This window comes from Pseudomonas sp. WT-JTC (assembly GCF_056711565.1).
The window spans coordinates 4,934,111-4,954,129 of the sequence record NZ_CM160042.1 but is presented as its reverse complement, the minus strand read 5'-3'; the positions used below and the strand labels follow the sequence as shown (position 1 = coordinate 4,954,129).

18 protein-coding genes are annotated in these 20,019 nt (G+C 56.4%); 11 read left to right on the top strand and 7 right to left on the bottom strand.

The features are described 5' to 3' along the window. Window positions 1-4 precede the first annotated feature (4 nt). The 5 genes from AC06G5_RS22395 to AC06G5_RS22375 all read left to right on the top strand — a co-directional run bounded on the left by AC06G5_RS22395 (window position 5) and on the right by AC06G5_RS22375 (window position 5,775). Window positions 5-1,258: a glycosyltransferase family 4 protein gene (locus AC06G5_RS22395; RefSeq protein WP_480458327.1), complete on the top strand. Its 1,254-nt coding sequence runs from the start codon at window positions 5-7 to the stop codon at window positions 1,256-1,258. Window positions 1,259-1,261: 3 nt separating this feature from the next. Beyond that, complete coding sequence (locus tag AC06G5_RS22390) at window positions 1,262-2,227, top strand: UDP-glucose 4-epimerase family protein (RefSeq protein WP_480458325.1); 966 nt, start codon at window positions 1,262-1,264, stop codon at window positions 2,225-2,227. Then, window positions 2,224-3,255, top strand: a complete 1,032-nt coding sequence (locus AC06G5_RS22385) for an MraY family glycosyltransferase (protein WP_413704216.1) — start codon at window positions 2,224-2,226, stop codon at window positions 3,253-3,255. The genes AC06G5_RS22390 and AC06G5_RS22385 overlap by 4 nt, the downstream gene beginning before the upstream one ends. Before the next feature lie 83 nt (window positions 3,256-3,338). Continuing rightward, a complete protein-coding gene (locus AC06G5_RS22380) occupies window positions 3,339-5,333 on the top strand; it encodes a polysaccharide biosynthesis protein (RefSeq protein WP_480458323.1) in 1,995 nt (664 codons plus the stop codon). A 112-nt stretch (window positions 5,334-5,445) separates the two neighbouring features. After that, window positions 5,446-5,775, top strand: coding sequence for a ComEA family DNA-binding protein (locus AC06G5_RS22375; protein ID WP_413425572.1), 330 nt, complete (start codon window positions 5,446-5,448; stop codon window positions 5,773-5,775). 70 nt (window positions 5,776-5,845) lie between these two features. Here the strand turns inward: AC06G5_RS22375 and AC06G5_RS22370 are convergent, their stop codons facing one another. After that, a complete protein-coding gene (locus tag AC06G5_RS22370) occupies window positions 5,846-7,126 on the bottom strand; it encodes a Wzz/FepE/Etk N-terminal domain-containing protein (RefSeq protein ID WP_480458322.1) in 1,281 nt (426 codons plus the stop codon). Between the two features lie 395 nt (window positions 7,127-7,521). Here AC06G5_RS22370 and AC06G5_RS22365 point away from each other — a divergent pair, with 395 nt between their 5' ends. Together AC06G5_RS22365 and fabF are read left to right on the top strand one after the other, a co-directional pair. Further along, window positions 7,522-8,316, top strand: a complete 795-nt coding sequence (locus tag AC06G5_RS22365) for an SDR family NAD(P)-dependent oxidoreductase (protein ID WP_057713784.1) — start codon at window positions 7,522-7,524, stop codon at window positions 8,314-8,316. Window positions 8,317-8,347: 31 nt separating this feature from the next. Further along, complete coding sequence (fabF, locus tag AC06G5_RS22360) at window positions 8,348-9,622, top strand: beta-ketoacyl-ACP synthase II (RefSeq protein ID WP_413425576.1); 1,275 nt, start codon at window positions 8,348-8,350, stop codon at window positions 9,620-9,622. On the opposite strand, the gene AC06G5_RS22355 is transcribed toward fabF, so the two are convergent. The 6 genes from AC06G5_RS22355 to rfbB form a co-directional block, all read right to left on the bottom strand. Continuing rightward, window positions 9,619-10,176 carry a TetR/AcrR family transcriptional regulator gene (locus AC06G5_RS22355; RefSeq protein ID WP_111281854.1) on the bottom strand — a complete coding sequence of 186 codons (558 nt, stop codon included), beginning with the start codon at window positions 10,174-10,176 and terminating at the stop codon, window positions 9,619-9,621. The genes fabF and AC06G5_RS22355 overlap by 4 nt on opposite strands. Window positions 10,177-10,343: 167 nt before the next feature. Then, on the bottom strand, window positions 10,344-10,511 hold the full coding sequence (locus AC06G5_RS22350) for a DUF2897 family protein (RefSeq protein ID WP_079246726.1): 168 nt from the start codon (window positions 10,509-10,511) through the stop codon (window positions 10,344-10,346). Between the two features lie 136 nt (window positions 10,512-10,647). Further along, window positions 10,648-12,012 carry an ethanolamine permease gene (eat, locus tag AC06G5_RS22345; RefSeq protein WP_480458319.1) on the bottom strand — a complete coding sequence of 455 codons (1,365 nt, stop codon included), beginning with the start codon at window positions 12,010-12,012 and terminating at the stop codon, window positions 10,648-10,650. A gap of 239 nt (window positions 12,013-12,251) precedes the next feature. After that, on the bottom strand, window positions 12,252-13,121 hold the full coding sequence (rfbD, locus tag AC06G5_RS22340; RefSeq protein WP_480458318.1) for a dTDP-4-dehydrorhamnose reductase: 870 nt from the start codon (window positions 13,119-13,121) through the stop codon (window positions 12,252-12,254). Window positions 13,122-13,167: 46 nt separating this feature from the next. Then, window positions 13,168-14,043, bottom strand: a complete 876-nt coding sequence (rfbA, locus tag AC06G5_RS22335) for a glucose-1-phosphate thymidylyltransferase RfbA (protein ID WP_413425583.1) — start codon at window positions 14,041-14,043, stop codon at window positions 13,168-13,170. Beyond that, on the bottom strand, window positions 14,040-15,122 hold the full coding sequence (gene rfbB / locus AC06G5_RS22330) for a dTDP-glucose 4,6-dehydratase (RefSeq protein ID WP_413425585.1): 1,083 nt from the start codon (window positions 15,120-15,122) through the stop codon (window positions 14,040-14,042). The genes rfbA and rfbB overlap by 4 nt, the downstream gene beginning before the upstream one ends. Before the next feature lie 344 nt (window positions 15,123-15,466). Here rfbB and kdpF point away from each other — a divergent pair, with 344 nt between their 5' ends. The 4 genes from kdpF to kdpC all read left to right on the top strand — a co-directional run bounded on the left by kdpF (window position 15,467) and on the right by kdpC (window position 20,018). Further along, a complete protein-coding gene (kdpF, locus tag AC06G5_RS22325; RefSeq protein WP_007899818.1) occupies window positions 15,467-15,556 on the top strand; it encodes a K(+)-transporting ATPase subunit F in 90 nt (29 codons plus the stop codon). An 8-nt stretch (window positions 15,557-15,564) separates the two neighbouring features. Then, complete coding sequence (gene kdpA, locus AC06G5_RS22320; protein WP_413425587.1) at window positions 15,565-17,259, top strand: potassium-transporting ATPase subunit KdpA; 1,695 nt, start codon at window positions 15,565-15,567, stop codon at window positions 17,257-17,259. 10 nt (window positions 17,260-17,269) lie between these two features. Beyond that, a complete protein-coding gene (gene kdpB, locus AC06G5_RS22315; protein ID WP_413425589.1) occupies window positions 17,270-19,330 on the top strand; it encodes a potassium-transporting ATPase subunit KdpB in 2,061 nt (686 codons plus the stop codon). 142 nt (window positions 19,331-19,472) lie between these two features. Beyond that, entirely contained in the window at window positions 19,473-20,018 is a 546-nt protein-coding gene (gene kdpC / locus AC06G5_RS22310; protein WP_159390292.1) for a potassium-transporting ATPase subunit KdpC, read from the top strand. The last annotated feature ends 1 nt before the right edge of the window (window position 20,019 follow it).

The following is a 20,019-nucleotide window of genomic DNA, read 5'->3' as shown; positions in this document are numbered from 1 at the left end:
GGGAATGTCTGAGAATAAATTAAGGATTTTAGTAGTTACTCAGTATTTTTGGCCTGAGAATATGCGTATCAATGATTTGGTACGCGATTTTTCGGATAATGGTCATGAGGTGACTGTTTTGACAGGATGGCCCAACTATCCTGAAGGCGCGGTATTCTCTGAATATAAGACCAATCCTGAGGGCTTCAAGAGTTACTTTGGTGCACGTATAGTCCGAGTTCCATTGGTCTCGCGCGGCAAGAGAAGTATCCGCTTGATGCTAAATTACCTTTCTTTTTTTTTCAGCGCTTCCACAATAGGTGCTGCGAAACTCCGTAACGAAAAATTCGATGCGGTTTTCGTATATGCGGTTTCTCCGATTATGGCTGCGATTCCGGCGGTTGTAATTGGACGTATGAAGAAAGCTCCGGTTTATGTTTGGGTTCTTGACCTATGGCCGGAAACCCTTCGAGCTGTTGGCGTATTGCGCAATCCTACCCTGCTGGCAATGGTTGGGCGCGTGGTTTCGTGGATCTATAACCGCGCCGATTATTTGCTTTTACAATCAGAAGGCTTCTCAAGCAGTGTAAAGCAATATTGCACTAAAGAGATTTCTCCAGAGCGCTTGGTTTATTTTCCAAGTTGGGCGGAAGATGAATTTTCGGGCTGTCCAGAAAAGTCATCAAGTTTGCTAGAGCGGGATGACTCTACCTTTACGGTCGTTTTTGCCGGTAATTTGGGTGACGCTCAGGATTTGCCAGCAGTGCTGGATGCCGCTGAGTCCTTGAAGCATAGCACCTCAGTACGCTGGGTAATCGTCGGGGACGGCCGCATGAGTAAGTGGCTGGGCGAGCAAGTTGAATCAAGAGGCTTGCAGAACGTATTGCTGCTGGGCCGGCACCCGCTGAGCGCCATGCCAGAAATCTTTGCCTGCGCGGATGCGTTACTGGTTTCGCTGAAAACCAACGATGTGTTTGAAAAAACAGTTCCCGGGAAAGTTCAAGCCTATTTGGCATCGAGCAAACCAATCCTGGGGATGATCAATGGTGAGGCTGCGAGAATTATTGAGGACTCCGGTTGCGGTTACACCTGCCCTTCAGGAGATGCTCAGGGGCTTGCGCGAATCACCCTGAAAATGGCAACCACGGATTCTGTTCAGCGTGAATTCATGGGGCAGGCCGGCCGTTCGTATTATTGGAGCCACTTTTCGAAAGTTACTCTTTTACGACGTTTGGAAGCACTGTTCCGTGCAGGGACTTTACGAAGGGATGTCAAATAAATAATGACGAAGTCAATATTTTTAACCGGTGCAACCGGGTTCGTAGGCGGAGCAGTTTTTAGCCGTTTGCTCACGGATAATTACACTGTTATTGCCGCTTTACGTAAAGGGACGGACTTACGTGAAGATCATGTTGCGAAGATTCACGTAGACAACATTGACGGAACCACTGACTGGCAGGGTAGTCTTGCCGGCGTGGACGTCATCATACATTCAGCAGCTCGTGTTCATGTAATGAATGACACTGAAGCCAACCCCTTGGCTGCCTTTAGGCAGGTCAATGTGGATGGCACGCTCAACTTGGCACGTCATGCGGCTGCGGCCGGTGTTCGACGGTTTATCTTTATCAGTTCGATCAAGGTAAACGGAGAAGGCACATTGCCAAACACCACCTATTCGCCTGAGGATACACCTGCCCCGGCAGACCCGTATGGCATTTCCAAGATGGAGGCAGAGCAGGGGCTTCGTGAGCTCGCGGCGAAAACGGGTATGGAGGTTGTCATTATCCGCCCAGTGCTGGTTTATGGCCCTGGGGTAAAAGCTAATTTCCGGAATATGATGCAGTGGCTTGATAAAGGTGTTCCCTTGCCTTTCGGCGCCATTCGTAACAGCCGCAGTCTGGTCGCCCTGGATAATCTGGTGGACTTGATTCTCACCTGCATCAGTCATCCCGCGGCGGCCAACCAGACATTCCTGGTCAGTGATGGCGAAGATCTTTCTACAACGCAGTTGCTGCGAAAAATGGCATTTGCTCTTGGGCGGTCGGCGCGTCTATTACCAGTGCCGTCCTGGGTATTAGGTGGCGGTGCGACAGTGTTGGGCAGAAAAGACCTGTCAAATCGACTGTGTGGGTCTCTGCGGGTAGACATCAGTAAAACGCGCGCCCTGCTTGGTTGGTCTCCACCGGTCTCGGTGGATGACGCTCTGAAAGCTACCGCACAATATTTTCGAGAAAGTAAAATAAAATGATTTATTGGTGGTTGATTCCCGCGGTGGCTGGTGTTTCATTGATATTAACTGCGCTACTGCGTCGTTATGCTTTGGCTCGCAGCATTGTTGATATTCCCAACGCTCGAAGTTCTCACTCGATACCAACTCCTCGCGGTGGCGGAGTTGCGATTGTTCTCGCGTTCTTGCTGGTACTGCCTTTTCTGGGTTGGGCTCAACTGGTCTCGTTGCCCGTATTGGTGGCTATCGGGGGGGCAGGGGCATTAGTAGCTGTGGTCGGCTTTATGGACGACCACGGTCATATCGCTGCTCGTTGGCGCTTGCTTGGACATTTTTGTGCTGCCGCTTGGGCTTTGATCTGGCTGGGGGGCTTACCTCCCCTCACCTTGTTCGGAATGAGCGTCGATCTTGGCTGGTTTGGTTATATTTTGGCTGCTTTCTATTTGGTATGGATGCTGAATCTGTATAACTTCATGGACGGAATCGACGGTATCGCCAGTGTTGAGGCGATTTGCTCCTGCTTGGGAGCCTGTCTGCTCTATTGGTTGAGCGGATTTGAAAACCTGATGTGGGTGGCGGGAATGTTGGCCATGGCCGTAGTGGGATTCTTGTTCTGGAACTTCCCTCCAGCACGAATTTTTATGGGGGACGCCGGTAGCGGGTTCCTTGGTGTAGTGCTTGCTGTCATCTCTATACAGGCTGCCTGGACGGCGCCGCAATTACTCTGGGCCTGGCTGATTTTATTGGGGGTTTTCATTGTTGATGCGACCTTCACTTTAATTCGACGCCTTGTTCGTGGTGATAAAGTTTACGAAGCTCATCGCAGCCACGCTTATCAGTTCGCATCGCGCAGATATGGCAAACACCTGCCAGTGACTCTAGCGGTAGGGGCAATTAACATTGGATGGTTGCTGCCCATCGCACTGTGCGTGAGTTACTTCGGGCTGGATGGCGCGTTAGGTCTGGTTCTTGCCTACATTCCCTTAGTGATTTTGGCGGTGAAGTTCCATGCGGGCGAACTCGAAAGAAGCCAGATGTTCGGCAACTGATTCATGGGTTTTTGAAGTGACGAGTGCGTCAGGAGACGTACACGCGTTCAACTGGGAAGCGTTTCGAGGTGTACGAGGGCGTTATGGATAAGTTACGCACGCTGTTGCTGGGGTTGCCGCGTCGGCAAAAGCGCCTCATTCAGGTTTCGACGGATGTCATTCTGGTATGGGTAGCGCTTTGGCTGGCATTTTTGGTACGGCTCGGCATTGACGACATGGTCAATCCGCTGATTGCCCACACTTGGCTTTTTTTGAGTGCCCCGGTGGTCGCAATCCCTTTGTTCATCCGCTTTGGCATGTATCGTGCTGTGATGCGATATTTTGGCAACGATGCTCTTATAGCGATTATCAAAGCGGTCAGTTTGTCGTCTCTAATTCTTGGTGTATTTGTTTATTGGTACAGCAATCATCAAAATCTTGTTCCGCGGTCGATCATTTTCAACTATTGGTGGCTGAGTCTGATTATGGTTGGCGGATTGCGTCTGGCGATGCGGCAATACTTCCTGGGTGATTGGTTTGCTGCTGCGCAGCATGTACCTTTTACCAATAGGGACGACGGTTTACCCAGAGTCGCCATTTTTGGCGCTGGCGCGGCAGGAAATCAGCTGGTAGCCGCACTGCGTATGGGGCGCATGATGCGTCCGGTGGCCTTTATAGACGATGACAAGAGCATCGCTGATCGTGTTATTTCCGGGCTTCAGGTTTATAAGCCAAAGCATATTCAACAGATGATCGACGAGACAGGGGCTCAGGAAATTCTGTTAGCAATTCCTTCTGCTAGTCGTGGCCGGCGTCGCGAAATTCTTGGTTTCCTCGAAGGTTTTCCGCTCCATGTTCGAAGCGTTCCCGGATTCATGGACCTGGCTAGTGGCCGGGTCAAAGTCGATGACATTCAGGAAGTAGACATTGCCGACCTGTTGGGGCGTGACGCTGTTCCGGCCCAAGGTGATTTGCTGGAGCATTGCATAACGGGACAATCTGTTCTGGTCACCGGCGCTGGCGGATCAATTGGCTCAGAACTATGTCGTCAGATTCTTTCTTTGCGACCGACGACGCTTCTGTTGTTTGAACATAGCGAGTTTAATCTCTACAGCATCTTGTCCGAACTTGAGCAGCGCGTAAGCAGAGAATCGCTCTCTGTTCGTCTTTTGCCCATCCTGGGATCGGTACGAAATAAGGAAAAATTACTAGATGTGATGAGGGTCTGGCGCGTAGATACGGTTTATCACGCGGCAGCTTACAAGCACGTACCGATGGTTGAGCACAATATTGCCGAGGGTGTACTAAATAACGTAATCGGTACACTCAATACCGCTCAGGCGGCGTTAATGGCGGGTGTCGCCAACTTTGTTTTGATATCGACAGATAAAGCGGTGCGCCCGACAAACGTAATGGGCAGCACAAAACGTCTCGCTGAGTTGACGCTACAGGCGCTCAGTCGAGAACTTGCCCCGGCACTATTCGATGATGACACCAACGTTTCGCGGGTAAACAAGACGCGCTTCACTATGGTACGTTTTGGCAATGTTCTTGGGTCCTCTGGTTCGGTCATCCCGTTATTTCACAAGCAGATTAAATCCGGCGGGCCACTGACGGTCACCCATCCCAAGATCACTCGTTATTTCATGACTATTCCCGAGGCGGCCCAGCTTGTAATCCAGGCAGGTTCGATGGGGCAGGGTGGCGACGTCTTTGTATTAGATATGGGAGAGCCAGTAAAAATCGTAGAGCTTGCTGAAAAGATGATCCATCTTTCGGGCTTGAGTGTGCGTTCGGAAAAGAACCCGCATGGGGATATTTCTATCGAGTTCACTGGTTTGCGACCCGGCGAAAAGCTTTACGAAGAGCTGCTGATTGGTGACAACGTGGCGGCCACCCAGCATCCGATGATCATGACTGCAAATGAGGACCATCTTCCCTGGGATGTACTCAAAATCAAGCTGGCAGAATTACTTTGCTCGATTGAACAGGACGATTACGTGCGTGTCCGCCAACTTCTACGCGAAACCGTCAGTGGTTACGCTCCTGACGGCGATATCGTCGACTGGATCTACCAGCAGCGCCGTTTGGAACCTTGATTGCTTCACATTCGGAAACGTACACGTTTTTGACAGTTCCATAACATGGCCTAAATTGGGGGAGCAGCTTAGGAAAAGCTGCTTCTTTCAACTCATGTCATGGAGCATCATCATGCGTAAAGGTTACTTCTACTCTTTGTTTTTTGCCCTTTTGAGCGGCGCTTCTGTTGCAGCTATTGCTGCTCCGGAAGCTAAAGCTGTTGAGTCTTCCAGGGTCACGGAAGCTGCTACTAGAGCGAACACCTATAAAGTTGATCTCAATGGTGCAGATGCACAAACACTTCAACGTGAACTAATCGGTGTCGGGGAGGCGAAGGCCAAGGCAATTGTTGCGTATCGTGACAATAATGGGCCGTTTGCGTCAGTGGATGAACTCCTTGAGGTCAAGGGGATTGGTAAGGCAATTCTGGAAAGTAACCGAGACAGGATTGAAGTGAATTAATCGCGAGAGTCAGAAAAAGGCCGATCATTGATCGGCCTTTTTATTGGAGCGGGAAATAAGTTTGCAGCTTTTAGTCTTCAATCGCTTTTTTAGGCAGCATGATTGTCCGGACAGCAGCGAGCATTGTTCCGAGCATCAGTCCGAATATCAAACCTAAACCAACGATTAACGCCTTCCTCGGCTTGATAGGGCCTTGCGGGGGAGACGCCGGCCTGTCGATATTAACCAGATTAATCTGTTCAAAATTGACATGCAGATTTTTCAAGTGTGCCAGCTCTTCCCTGATCTCTCCCAGGCCTTTTAAGAACAGCTCTTCGTTACTACGCTGTTTAAGCAGAGCAACTTTTCGGTTGTTAGCGAGAAGACTGAGCTCTTTCTGGATTTCATCAACGCGAGGTTCAGTAAAATCATCGGAGTTTCGGGCGACGAGTGTTGCGCGCTCTGCTTCAAGTGCCGACTGCCCCATAAAATACAGAGGTATTTGTTGGTTGCTTACTTCTGTGCGAATCATGTTGCCTTGCCTTGTCTGCCCAGCCTCTCCAAGGGCAGATGGCGTGGTAGGGGTAACAATTCCCAGATTTTTGGCAATCGATATTGCCTCATCCAACTGTTTCACACGATTTTGTCGACGGGTTTGCAGTTGTTGTCGCAGGGCTTTGAGTTCGTCCTGTAGAGTTTCTTTTTTTAACTGATCCTTTTCAAGGAGTTCTGCGATTTCTGAGTCTTTTTCGGCTTCATAGGCAGCTTTCTTGGATAACAGCTTTTTTTCTGTTTGCGCGATCCGGTTCTCAATAAGTGTTTTAAAATCCGCTTCGACTTTTTCTTTTTCGCGTTTGACTACAAACTCGGTAAAGTTGTTAACAATAGCCACCCCATCCACGCCAGATGGATACTCTACGCCAAGTTGAATTGCTTCCGAAAGATTAGCAGTTTTTTTAGGGTCGATTTGTTCGACTGTAAACGCACTGGTATTGAAACGTTCGAGGGTCTCCTCGATTGACTTGCCGTTGGCTTGTAGGGGAGCGAGTAAACCCGGATTGGCCTGGAAGAAACTTAAACGTTCGGTATAAGAATCCATGGACGAACCAATGCGTCTTAAGGCTTGCTCTGGTTGAATCTTATAAAGGCCGGACTCGTTTAACATGTCCAGGTCTGTAGCTGCCACAGGCCTGATTTCGTTCTGTACTTTATATTGAGGTTGCGCCGTTAATGCATAAGTTACTGCGATCGCTGTGGAAAGCCCGGTGAAGAGCAGAATAATAGATCTTTGCTTCCATAAGTCGCGAAGAAACTCTGTAATATCGATTTCATGATGTTCAATGTCAGGACGTATTTTTGTAGGGAAGTTCATGAAACCCTCAAATTACAAAAAGTCAGCTGGCGTTGAGAAGTGCTCTATCGGTCTTCGCTGACAGTGGTGGTGAAAAATAATTAGTAACGTTTTGCATTCTCCCGTATCTACATTCTGACGGCAAGCTGTTGACAAGTTAAACCGCTGTTTATGCAATCTATTCCTACTCAGCGGAGCCGGCAGACTCCGCAGTATGCAGCAGGCAGGTCTTTGGTGCGTTGCTGTAAGGGTTCGAGTTACCGTCGTGCTGAAGGAGGGGACAGGAAGGGGCCATATTTTTGGGCTTGTCCGCGTGGCCGCTTGCCCGTCAGAAAAATTATGTGTGTAATAAAACAGTTAAATTATGCTTATAATGAAATCTCTGTTCTCATCCTAGTGTTCCCAGGAGCATAGTCATGAACTCTACCCAGTCCCAAGGTACGGCCCTCGTCACCGGTGCTTCTTCCGGCATCGGGGCGGTTTACGCTGAGCGGTTGGCAGCTCGTGGTTTTGATTTGTTGCTGGTGGCTCGCGACGAGCAGCGACTGGAGGCGGCGGCGAGCACACTGCGCACGGCGCATGGGATCAAGGTCGAAGTGCTGAAGGCGGATCTGACCCAAAAACAAGACGTGCTGCAGCTCGAACAGCGGTTACGCAGCGATTCAAGTATCAGTTTGTTGCTCAATAACGCCGGCGTGGCGGCGGACGGGCTATTGGCCAATGCCGATACCGATCAACTGGAGCGAATGATTCAGTTGAACATCACGGCGGTCACGCGATTGGCCGCGGCGGCTGCAGCCAGTTTTACCAAGGCCGGGCGCGGCACGATCATCAATATTGCATCGGTGGTGGCGTTGTTCCCCGAGCGTTTCAATGCGACGTACAGCGCCAGCAAGGCCTATGTGTTGAGCTTGACTCAATCGTTGAACGCCGAGCTGGATGGCACCGGTGTGAAGATCCAGGCGGTCCTGCCCGGTGTGACACGCACCGAGATCTGGGAGCGTTCTGGTATCGATGCGTCAGAGATTCCTGCGGACATGGTGATGGAGGCGGGCGAGATGGTCGATGCGGCGTTGTCGGGTCTGGACCAGGGTGAATTGATCACCATTCCTTCGTTACCGGATACGGGCGATTGGGATGCCTTTGTGGCGGCGCGTCTTGTGATGGCGCCGAACCTTTCCAAAAGCAAGGCCGCTGCCCGTTATCGGTAAGCGCCATCAACCGGCTTGAGGTATGTGTGGTATGAGTAATTGTCGTGTGGTTGTAACAGGTATGGGCCTGGTGTCGCCGCTGGGGAGCGGTGTCGAAGCGGTATGGGAGCGTCTGCTGGCCGGGCGTTCCGGGCTGCGCAATCTGCCGCAGGAGGTGGTTGCCGATCTGCCGGCCACGGTCGGTGGTGCCGTGCCTACGCTGGCCTCCGATCCGGAAGCGGGGTTCGATCCGGACCGGGCAACCCCACCCAAGGAACAGAAGAAGATGGACCGCTTTATTCTGTTTGCCATGGAAGCGGCGCGTCAGGCACTGGAGCAAGCCGGCTGGCAGGCGCTGGACGCCAACGCCCAGGAGCGCACGGCCACCATCATCGGTTCAGGTGTGGGCGGTTTCGGCGCGATTGCCGACGCGGTGCGTACCACCGATAGCCGTGGTCCGAGACGTTTGTCGCCATTCACTATCCCTTCGTTTCTGGTCAACCTGGCGGCAGGTCATGTGTCGATCCAGCATGGCTTCAAGGGGCCATTGGGCGCGCCGGTCACGGCATGCGCCGCCGGGGTTCAGGCAATTGGCGACGCGGCGCGGCTGATTCGCGCGGGCGAGGCGGATATCGCGGTGTGCGGCGGTGCGGAAGCGGCGATCGATCGGGTCAGCCTTGCCGGGTTTGCGGCTGCTCGCGCCTTGTCCAGCGCTTACAACGAAACGCCTGAACGCGCTTCACGACCTTTCGACAGTGGTCGCGACGGTTTTGTCATGGGCGAAGGGGCCGGGCTGCTGGTCATCGAGTCTCTGGACCATGCACTGGCCCGGGGCGCCCAGCCCTTGGCGGAGCTGGTCGGTTACGGCACCAGCGCCGATGCCTATCACCTGACCGCCGGCCCCGAAGACGGCAGCGGCGCGCGGCGAGCGATGTCGTTGGCATTGGCACAGGCAGGTGTGTCACCGGCTCAGGTTCAGCATCTGAATGCTCATGCAACCTCGACTCCGGTGGGGGATCTGGGTGAGCTGGCGGCGATCAAGGCATTGTTCGGTGCACAAAATGGCATCGCTGTGACATCAACCAAGTCGGCGACCGGGCATTTGCTCGGCGCCGCGGGTGGACTCGAAGCGATCTTTACGCTGCTGGCGATCCGTGACCAGATTGTGCCGGCGACCCTCAATTTCGAGAGCCCGGACCCTGCCACTGAAGGTGTGGACATCGTTCATGGCGCAGCACGGCCGATGGCCATCGAATATGCGTTGTCCAACGGCTTCGGATTTGGCGGGGTCAATGCCAGTGTGCTGTTCAAGCGTTGGCAGGGTTAATCCTGTGAGTGTTTGAGGTGTTCGCGTGCGACGTCGAGAATCCGTTGGGCAAACTCGGCGTCGGCCACGCTGCGCGATAACAGCAGGGCTCCGACCAGCGTGGACATGATGACGATACTGCGGTCTGCGGTGTGTTCGCCGCCAAGGGTGTGCTGGATCTGATCGAGTCGCGCCTGGAGCACGACGTCGCTGGTTGGACTCGGTTGACCACGTAGCCCCAGTTCCGAGGAAATGGTCAGCAGCGGGCAACCTTCGTGAGGCGAGGTTTGATGCCATTCGGAGAGGTAGGTATCGATGAAGGCTTCGAGTGGATGCTCCTCTGCGAAGATTTGCGCGCACAACTCGTCGACCTGTACACCAGCCTCCTGCAAGGCTTTCTCCACCAGCTCGTCTTTGGACTTGAAGTGCGAGTAAAAGCCACCGTGGGTCAAGCCCAGAGCTTTCATCAGGGGTTGCAGCCCGGTCGCGCCGATACCATCGCGTCGAAATCGCGCTGAAGCTTCCTTGATTATGCGTTGGTGAGTCTGGGCTTTATGGTCCTGCGAGTAACGCATCTGATATCTCCGCATCAATGCGGCCCATATTAACCAATGAAAATTGCATGGTGACTGTACTTCTACTTCTAAAAAGCATGCAGATGCTTCGATATCAGTACAAAGCGGTATGATTGCAGGCACTTTCACGCAAAAACAAACCCCGCCGGTCAAGGCGGGGTTTTCAGTCAGCGGTCCTGCGCTTCCTTGGCGTCCATTTCCGCATTGCGTTCGGCGACGCGCTTACGTTGCTCTTCGGTCAGTTCGACCTTGTTGGCGGTGTCGCGCAGCATCATCAGACCACCAACGATCGAGCCGATGGCAACGACCAGAATCAACCAGGCATACCAGGGCATAGGACTCTCCTTGAAAGCAGGCGGGCGAGGGTTCGCCAACCGATCGTGCATACCACTTTGAGTGATGGGGTTTCATCGCAGTTCCATCGCTATCACTCCATTCTATGCCTGTTGTTCAAGGTTCACTCGAACCCATTCAATGTCCAGTGAGCATCGCATCCGCCGGTGCGTCGGCGCGCAATTGCGCGGTGAGCATGAAGTACACGAAACCTGCCGCCATGAAGGCCAGGAAGATCAGACCTATCAATGTGTTGAACCAGGCCATCGCCACCAGGCACACCACCGCCAGCATCAGAGCAATAAACGGCACCAGCGGGTAGCACGGCGCGCGGAAGCTGCGTTCCAGGTTCGGCTCGGCTTTACGCAGTTTGAACAGGCTGAGCATGCTCATGATGTACATCACGATGGCGCCGAACACGGCCATGGTGATCATCGCGGCGGTCAGCGTCATGCCGCCGAGGTTGATCAGGCCGTCGCTGTAGATGGCTGCAATGCCGATTACTCCGCCGGCGATGATCGCCCTGTGCGGGGTTTGAAAGCGCGACAACCTGGCCAGGGACGCCGGCAGGTAACCGGCCCGGGCGAGGGCGAAAAACTGCCGCGAGTAGCCGAGAATGATCCCGTGGAAGCTCGCCACCAGGCCGAACAGGCCGATCCACACCAGCATGTGCAGCCAGCCCGAGCTTTCGCCGACCACGGTTTTCATCGCCTGCGGTAGCGGGTCGTTGATGTTCGACAGGGTGCGCCAGTCGCCGACGCCTCCGGCGAAGAACATCACGCCCATCGCCAGCAGCACCAAGGTCAGGATACCGCTGATGTAAGCCTTGGGAATCGTGCGCTTCGGGTCCTTGGCTTCTTCGGCGGCCATGGCTGCGCCTTCGATGGCGAGGAAGAACCAGATGGCAAAGGGAATCGCTGCGAACATCCCGGCAATTGCCGGAGCACCGAACACGTCGGAGCCGGCCCAGCCATTGAGCGCGAAGTTGCTGAAGCTGAACGCCGGGGCGACCACGCCCATGAATACCAGTAACTCAACGACCGCCAACACGCAGACCACCAGTTCGAAGGTCGCCGCCAGTTTTACCCCGAGGATATTGAGGCCCATGAATACGATGTAGGCGCCGACTGCCGCGTGTTTCGGGTCCAGGGCTGGAAACTGGACATTGAGGTAGGCGCCGATGGCCAGGGCAATCGCCGGTGGGGCGAAGACGAATTCGATCAGTGTCGCCAGCCCGGCGATCAACCCGCCTTTTTCGCCAAAGGCGCGACGGCTGTAGGCAAAGGGACCGCCAGCGTGAGGAATAGCGGTGGTCAGTTCGGTGAAACTGAAGATGAAGCAGGTGTACATGGTGGCGACCATGAACGAGGTGACGAGAAAGCCCAAAGTCCCGGCCACGCCCCAGCCATAGCTCCAGCCGAAATACTCCCCGGAAATCACCAGCCCGACCGCAATACCCCACAGGTGCAGCGTGCCCAGCGTGGGTTTGAGTTGTGTGTTCATGCGTTTGCTCCCTGAGTGGTTTGGAAAGCTCAGGGGAGGGCAGTGCAGTGGGCGTGCCATTTTGCGAGGGTACGTCGTAATGGCTGGAAAGCTGTCGTATCGGGGATGTTCGCCTCTGAATACACGAAATTTGTGCGTCAGTCAGGGGCGCCGCTACTTCAAATGCCGCTTTCGCGAGCAAGCCCGCATGCCCGCTACCGCTGCAACGCGGGTATGCCGGTACGGGCAGCGGTTGATGCTCAGGTTTGTTCGGTAAGGCATTCGCGTAGCGCCGTTTGCCAGTCAGGTTGACTGACGCCCCAGTCGGTTTGCAAGCGACTGCAATCCAGGCGCGAGTTGAGCGGTCGGGCGGCGGGGGTCGGGTAGTCGCTGGTCGGAATCGGTATCAGTTTGGCGCAGGGCTTGCCCTGTTGTCGCAATGCTTCGCCGATAGCCTGTGCAAAGCCAAACCAGGAAGTTTCACCTTGAGCGGTCAGGTGATAGGTACCCCAGTTTGCAGCCGTGCTCGTCTGCCAGCGTTCGATCAAGGCGAGGGTGCTGCCGGCGATTGTACCGGCCCATGTAGGCGCGCCGATTTGATCGGCGACCACACGTAGCTCCGGTTTTTCTTGCAGCAAACGTTGCATCGTCAGCAGAAAGTTACGGCCATGAGTCGAATAGACCCAACTGGTACGCAGGATCAGGTGTTTACCTTGCACGTCCCTGATCGCCTGCTCACCGGCCAGCTTGCTCTTGCCGTATACCCCGAGCGGATTGGGCATGTCGTCCTCGTTGTAAGGCCCGGCTTTCGTCCCGTCGAATACATAGTCCGTGGAGTAATGAATCAACGGGATATCGAGTGCCAGCGCTTCTTCAGCAAGGATGCCGGGAGCAACCGCGTTAATGGCAAAGGCTGATTGCGGCTCGCTTTCTGCCAGATCAACCGCTGTATGGGCCGCTGCGTTGATGATCAGATCGGGCCGGATGTTTTGCACCTGACGGCGAATCTGATCGGGTTGCGCGAGATCGAGCTGATCGCGACCCAATACGATCAGTTCGCCGACAGCCCCCAGCCGCCGCTGCAACTCATGTGAAACCTGACCGTGCCGGCCATTGATGAGTACTTTCATGGGCGCAGTCCAGTCTCGTCGCCGGGCAAATCGGGCTCACGCAGGTTCATTGCTCTTCCCCTGCCAGTTTGGCCAGGTACTGGCCATATCCGGTCTTGCCGAAGTACCGGGCGCGCTCCAGCAGCTGCTCACGGTCGATCCAGCCGTTTTCATAGGCTATCTCTTCGAGACAGGCGACTTTGAGGCCTTGGCGGTGTTCGATGGTTTGCACGTATTGAGAGGCTTCGAGCAGGCTATCGTGGGTGCCGGTGTCGAGCCAGGCGAAACCTCGACCAAATCGCTCGACCTGCAGATCGCCACGTTGCAGATAGGCATTGTTGACATCGGTGATCTCCAGTTCGCCGCGAGGCGAAGGTTTCACCGCCTTGGCGATCTCGATCACATCATTGTCGTAGAAATACAGGCCGGTCACGGCATAACTGGATTTCGGCTTTTTCGGTTTTTCTTCGATCGAAAGCGCACGTCCGTCGCTGTCGAAATCGATGACACCGAAGCGCTCGGGGTCTTTGACCCAGTAACCGAACACGGTGGCACCGGAGGAGCGCTTTGCCGCGTTCTGCAATTGTTCGCCAAAGTGCTGACCATGGAAGATGTTGTCACCCAGGATCAGGCACACGGGGTCATCGCCAATGAACTCTTCGCCAATCAGAAAAGCCTGGGCCAGGCCGTCCGGTGATGGCTGCTCGGCAAAGGTGAAGTTCACCCCGAACTGGCTGCCGTCACCCAGCAGATTGCGATACTGAGGTAGATCCTGCGGGGTGGAGATCAGCAGGATATCCTTGATGCCGGCCAGCATCAGCACCGAGATCGGATAGTAGATCATGGGCTTGTCGTAGACCGGCAACAGCTGTTTCGACACTCCGAGCGTAATCGGGTGCAGGCGCGTACCCGAGCCACCCGCCAAAACGATGCCTTTCATCATGCGAGCAGCTCCTTGGGATTGATGGCGCCAAGGCGTTCACCCTGATAGCTGCCATCTTGAACTCGGCGGCACCACTCCATGTTGTCCAGGTACCATTGAACGGTTTTGCGCAAGCCGGTTTCGAACGTTTCTTCCGGCACCCAGCCCAGTTCGCGTTCAATCTTGCTGGCATCGATGGCATAGCGTAAGTCATGACCAGGACGATCCTGGACGAACGTGATCAGGTCGGCGTAATGCGCAACGCCCTCAGGCTTGTGCGGTGCCAGTTCTTCCAGCAGGGCGCAGATGCCCCGTACCACGTCGATGTTCTTTTGTTCGTTGTGCCCGCCGATGTTGTAGGTCTCGCCGACGGTGCCGGTGGTGACCACTTTGAGCAGTGCCCGGGCGTGATCTTCGACAAACAGCCAGTCGCGTACTTGCAGGCCATTGCCATACACCGGCAGCGGCTTGCCAGCCAAAGCATTGAGGATGACCAGCGGAATCAGTTTTTCGGGGAAGTGGAACGGCCCGTAATTGTTCGAGCAATTGGTCAGCAGCACCGGCAGGCCATAGGTTCGCTGCCAGGCGCGGACCAGGTGGTCGGACGCGGCCTTGCTGGCGGAGTAGGGCGAGCTCGGCGCGTAGGGCGTCGTTTCCGTAAACAGATCGTCGACACCGTGCAGGTCGCCGTAAACCTCGTCAGTGGAAATGTGATGGAAACGGAAGGCGCTTTTCTCAGGCTCCGGCAGGGCTTGCCAATAGGCGCGGGCGGCCTCGAGCAGGCTGTAGGTGCCGACGATGTTGGTCTGGATGAATTCCGATGGCCCGTCGATGGAACGATCGACGTGGGACTCCGCTGCCAGGTGCATGATCGCGTGAGGCTGGAAACGAGCCAGCACGGCTGCGACAGTCACCTGATCCACGATATCGGCCTGAACGAACTCGTAGCGAGTGTCGTTGGCAATGCTGGTCAGTGATTCGAGATTGCCAGCATATGTCAGTTTGTCCAGGTTGAGCACTTCATGCTCGGTGTGTTGAATCAGCTCGCGAACAAGGGCCGAGCCTATGAAACCGGCTCCGCCGGTAATAAGGATACGCACGTTGGGCCAGCCTTTTTCAGTAATGCGAATGGCGGTAGCTTGCAGGCGCGAGCGGGGAGGTGCAAGAGTTCTTGACCCCATAGGGTTGCGTCGCGCCAATCAGGCTGGATTATCCATGACTTGCGGCCACCACTCACTACTCTCGTGCAAAATTCAGGGCACCCGGCACAAAACGCCCGGTTTTCCCCGAAGCGGAACGCCTTCCCGCACTCTGTAACCCCTGCGTAAACCCACTCTTTACGCTTTCTTTATGCGCCGCGCGCACTCTCGGTCTCGTTCCTTTACAGCCTCCTTTCCGACAATGACTCCACACGCGGCAATACGCCGTAACACGGAGAACTTCCATGAGCGTTCTGGACGGAGTGTCACTGCTGTTGGCAGTGGGGCTGTTCATTTATCTGTTGGTTGCGCTGTTGCGCGCGGACCGGAACTAGGAGCGGCTATGCACAGTCATGATTATTGGCTGATCCTCGCGTTTTTCGCGGTGGTATTGGTCCCGGCACCGTTTCTCGGGCGCTTCTACTACAAGGTGATGGAAGGACAGCGCACCTGGCTGACGCCGATTCTCGGCCCGGTCGAACGCGGTTGTTATCGACTGGCCGGCGTCGATCCGCAGGCCGAACAGAGCTGGCAGAAGTACACGCTGGCTCTGCTTGCGTTCAACCTCGCGGGTTTCCTGCTGCTGTTCGCGATTCTGTTGTTCCAGGACCACTTGCCACTGAACCCGCAAAACCTGCCGGGCCAGGAGTGGACGCTGGCGTTCAACACCGCCATCAGTTTCATGACCAACACCAACTGGCAGGCCTACAGCGGCGAAGCGTCGTTGAGCTATCTGAGCCAGATGGTCGGCCTCACCGTGCAGAACTTCGTCAGCGCCGCCACCGGCCTGGCAGTTCTGGTTGCGCTGTGCCGCGGCATCGGTCGCAAATCCACGGCATCGCTTGGCAATTTCTGGGTCGACATGACCCGCGCCACCCTCTACGGCCTGTTGCCGCTGTGCCTGCTGCTGGCGCTGTATCTGGTCTGGCAGGGCGTGCCGCAAACCTTCGCGCAATACGTGAATGCGGTGACCGTGCAGGGCGTTGATCAAGTGATCCCTCTGGGGCCGGCCGCCAGCCAGATTGCGATCAAGCAATTGGGCACCAACGGGGGCGGTTTCTTCGGCGTGAACTCGGCGCACCCGTTCGAGAACCCGACCGCCTGGTCCAACCTGTTCGAGATGGCATCGATCATCCTGATCCCGGTGGCGCTGGTGTTTACCTTCGGCCACTACGTGAAGGACCTGCGCCAGAGTCGCGCAATCATCGCCTGCATGCTGGCGCTGTTCCTGATCGGCGGCGCGACCTCGCTGTGGGCTGAATACCAACCGAACCCGGCGTTGAACAACGTCACCGTCGAACAGACCGCGCCGCTGGAAGGCAAGGAAGCACGCTTTGGCACCACCGCCACCGTGCTGTGGTCGGTGACCACCACGGCCGCGTCCAACGGTTCGGTGAACGGCATGCACGATAGCCTCAACCCACTGAGCGGCATGGTGGCGCTGGTCAACATGATGGTCGGCGAAGTGATCTTCGGCGGCGTTGGTGCCGGGCTCTACGGCATGTTGCTCAACGTGCTGATCGCGGTGTTCCTCGCCGGCCTGATGATTGGCCGTACTCCGGAATACCTCGGCAAGAAACTGCAGGCCAGAGAAGTGCAATTGCTGGTGGTGACCCTGATGGTCATGCCAATCGGCGTACTGGTGCTCGGCGCGATCGCCGCCAGCCTGCCAGGCCCGGTGGCTGCCGTGAGCAACCCTGGCGCCCACGGTTTCAGTCAGCTGCTCTACGCCTACACCTCGGCCAGTGCCAACAACGGCTCCGCGTTCGGCGGCTTTGGTGCCAACACCCCATTCCACAACCTGATGCTGGGGCTTGGCATGTTGATCGGTCGTTTCGGTTACATCCTCCCGGTCCTGGCCCTGGCCGGCAGCCTGGCGATGAAGAAAACCGCACCGATCGGCCAGAACAGCTTTCCGACCCACGGCCCGCTGTTCGTCACCCTGCTGACCGTGACCATTTTGCTGGTGGGTGGTTTGACCTTTTTGCCGACGTTGGCGTTGGGTCCGATTGCTGAACACTTGAATATGGGCTTCTGAGGATTATTTGATGAATATGCCCGTAACTAAACCGGTCGCCACCGTCAAAGCGCCGGAACAACCAAAAACCGCGATCTCGGCCCTCTGGCGCCCGGCGTTGCTGCAAGCCTTCGTCAAGCTCGACCCACGGCAATTGCATCGTGCGCCAGTGATGTTGGTGGTCGAACTGACGGCGATCCTGACCACCGTGTTGTGCTTCGTGCCGGACACGGCGGTGCCGACCTTCGTTGCTGCGCAAATTGCCCTCTGGTTGTGGTTCACCGTATTGTTCGCCAACTTCGCCGAAGCCCTGGCCGAAGGTCGCGGCAAGGCCCGCGCCGACAGTCTCAAGGCCGGTAGCGAAGGCCTCAGCGCCCGGCGCAAAACCAGCAACGGCACTTTCCAGGTGGTGCCGGCCACCAGCCTGCGCAAGGGTGATGTGGTGCGCGTCGAAGCAGGGGAGATGATCCCCGGTGACGGTGAGGTGATCGAAGGCATCGCGGCGGTCAACGAAGCGGCGATTACCGGTGAATCGGCGCCGGTGATTCGCGAGTCCGGCGGCGACCGTTCGGCCGTCACCGGCAATACAAGGCTGGTGTCCGACTGGCTGCTGGTGAAGATCACCGCCAACCCTGGCGAGTCGACTCTGGACCGCATGATCGCCCTGGTCGAAGGCGCCAAACGCCAGAAAACCCCAAACGAAGTGGCGCTCGACATCCTGCTGATCGGCCTGACCCTGATCTTCCTGATGGTGGTCGTGACCCTGCAACCGTTCGCCCACTTCGCCAACGGCAGCCTGCCGCTGGTGTTCCTGGTGGCGTTGTTGGTCACGCTGATTCCGACCACCATCGGCGGTTTGCTGTCGGCCATCGGTATCGCCGGCATGGATCGGCTGGTACGCCTGAACGTGATCGCCAAGTCCGGTCGTGCAGTGGAAGCGGCGGGAGACGTGCATGTCCTGCTGCTGGACAAGACCGGCACCATCACCTTCGGTAACCGTCGTTGCTCGGCGGTGTATGCCGCCCCTGGTGTGACAGCCAGGGAACTGGCCGAAGGCGCATTGCTGGCTTCGCTGGCCGATGACACCGCTGAAGGCAAGTCGATCGTCGAATACCTGCGTGGCACTCATCCGCAACCGGAGCCGTCCGCCGATGTGCTGACAGCCGTGCCATTCAGTGCCGAAACCCGCTTGTCCGGTGTCGACTATCAGGGGCGCGTGTTTCGCAAAGGCGCGGTGGATTCGTTGCTGGCGTTCGTTGGCCTCAAGCGGGCGGATCTGGCTGCACCATTGTCCCGTGAAATCGACCGGATCGCCCAAAGCGGCGGTACGCCGTTGCTGGTGTGTGCAGACGGCAAGTTGCTCGGTGTGATCCACCTCAAGGATGTGGTCAAGCCGGGCATTCGCGAGCGTTTTGCCGAGCTGCGCAAACTGGGCATTCGCACCGTCATGGTCACCGGCGACAACCCGTTGACCGCCGCCGCCATCGCCGCCGAAGCGGGTGTGGATGACGTGCTGGCGGAGGCCACGCCGGAGAAAAAACTGGCGCGCATCCGTCACGAGCAAAACGACGGTCGTCTGGTCGCCATGTGCGGCGACGGCGCCAACGACGCCCCGGCACTGGCCCAGGCGGATGTCGGCATGGCGATGAACGATGGTACGCAAGCGGCACGTGAAGCGGCCAACATGGTCGACCTCGACAGCGACCCGACCAAGCTGCTGGACGTGGTGCAGATCGGCAAGGAGTTGCTGGTGACCCGAGGTGCGCTGACGACCTTTTCCATCGCCAACGATGTGGCCAAGTACTTCGCGATTCTGCCGGCGCTGTTCGCCGCGATCTACCCGCAACTGGGCGTGCTCAACGTGATGCACCTGAGCAGTCCGCAGAGCGCGATTCTCTCGGCGATCGTATTCAACGCCCTGATCATCGTGGTGCTGATTCCTCTGGCATTGCGCGGTGTGCGCGTGCAGGCGGCGAGTGCGGCGGCGTTGTTGCGGCGCAATCTGCTGATCTATGGACTGGGCGGGATTCTGGTGCCGTTCGTGGGCATCAAGGCGATCGACATGCTGTTGACGGCGTTGCATCTGGTTTGACTGAACACCCCCCTGTAGGAGCGAGCTCGCTCGCGATGGTGGTAAACGATAACGCGCCCTTTCTGACACAGCGCGGCGCCTTCAGATCCATCGCGAGCAAGCTCGCTCCTACAGGTTTTCATGCGAATTCGAGGATTTTGAAATGTCCACATTGATACGCCCGGCCCTGAGCCTGCTGGTCCTGATGACGCTGGTCACCGGCGTCGCTTATCCATTGGTGGTCACCGGCGTGGCCCAGGTCGCGTTCCCGGATCAGGCCAACGGCAGCCTGGTGCGTGATGCCGAGGGCAAGGTCCGCGGTTCCTCGCTGATCGCCCAGGATTTCGTCGGTGACGCCTGGTTTCACCCGCGCCCTTCGGCCGGTGCCTTTGCCACCGTGTCGAGCAGTGCCAGCAACCTGTCGCCGAGCAACCCCGCCCTGGCCACTCGCGTGATCGACGATGCCAACAAACTGCTGGTGCCAGGCCAGGGGCCGGTGCCATTGGCGCTGGTCACTACGTCCGGCAGCGGTCTCGATCCGCACTTGCCACCAGCGGCGATTGCCTATCAACTGGCGCGTGTTGCGGCGGCGCGCAATCTGCCGGTAGCGACACTGCAACAACTGCTGGACGCCCACATAGAGCAGCCATTGGTAGGCCCGCCGGTGGTGAATGTGCTTGAGTTGAATCTGGCGCTGGAAAAACTGTAAA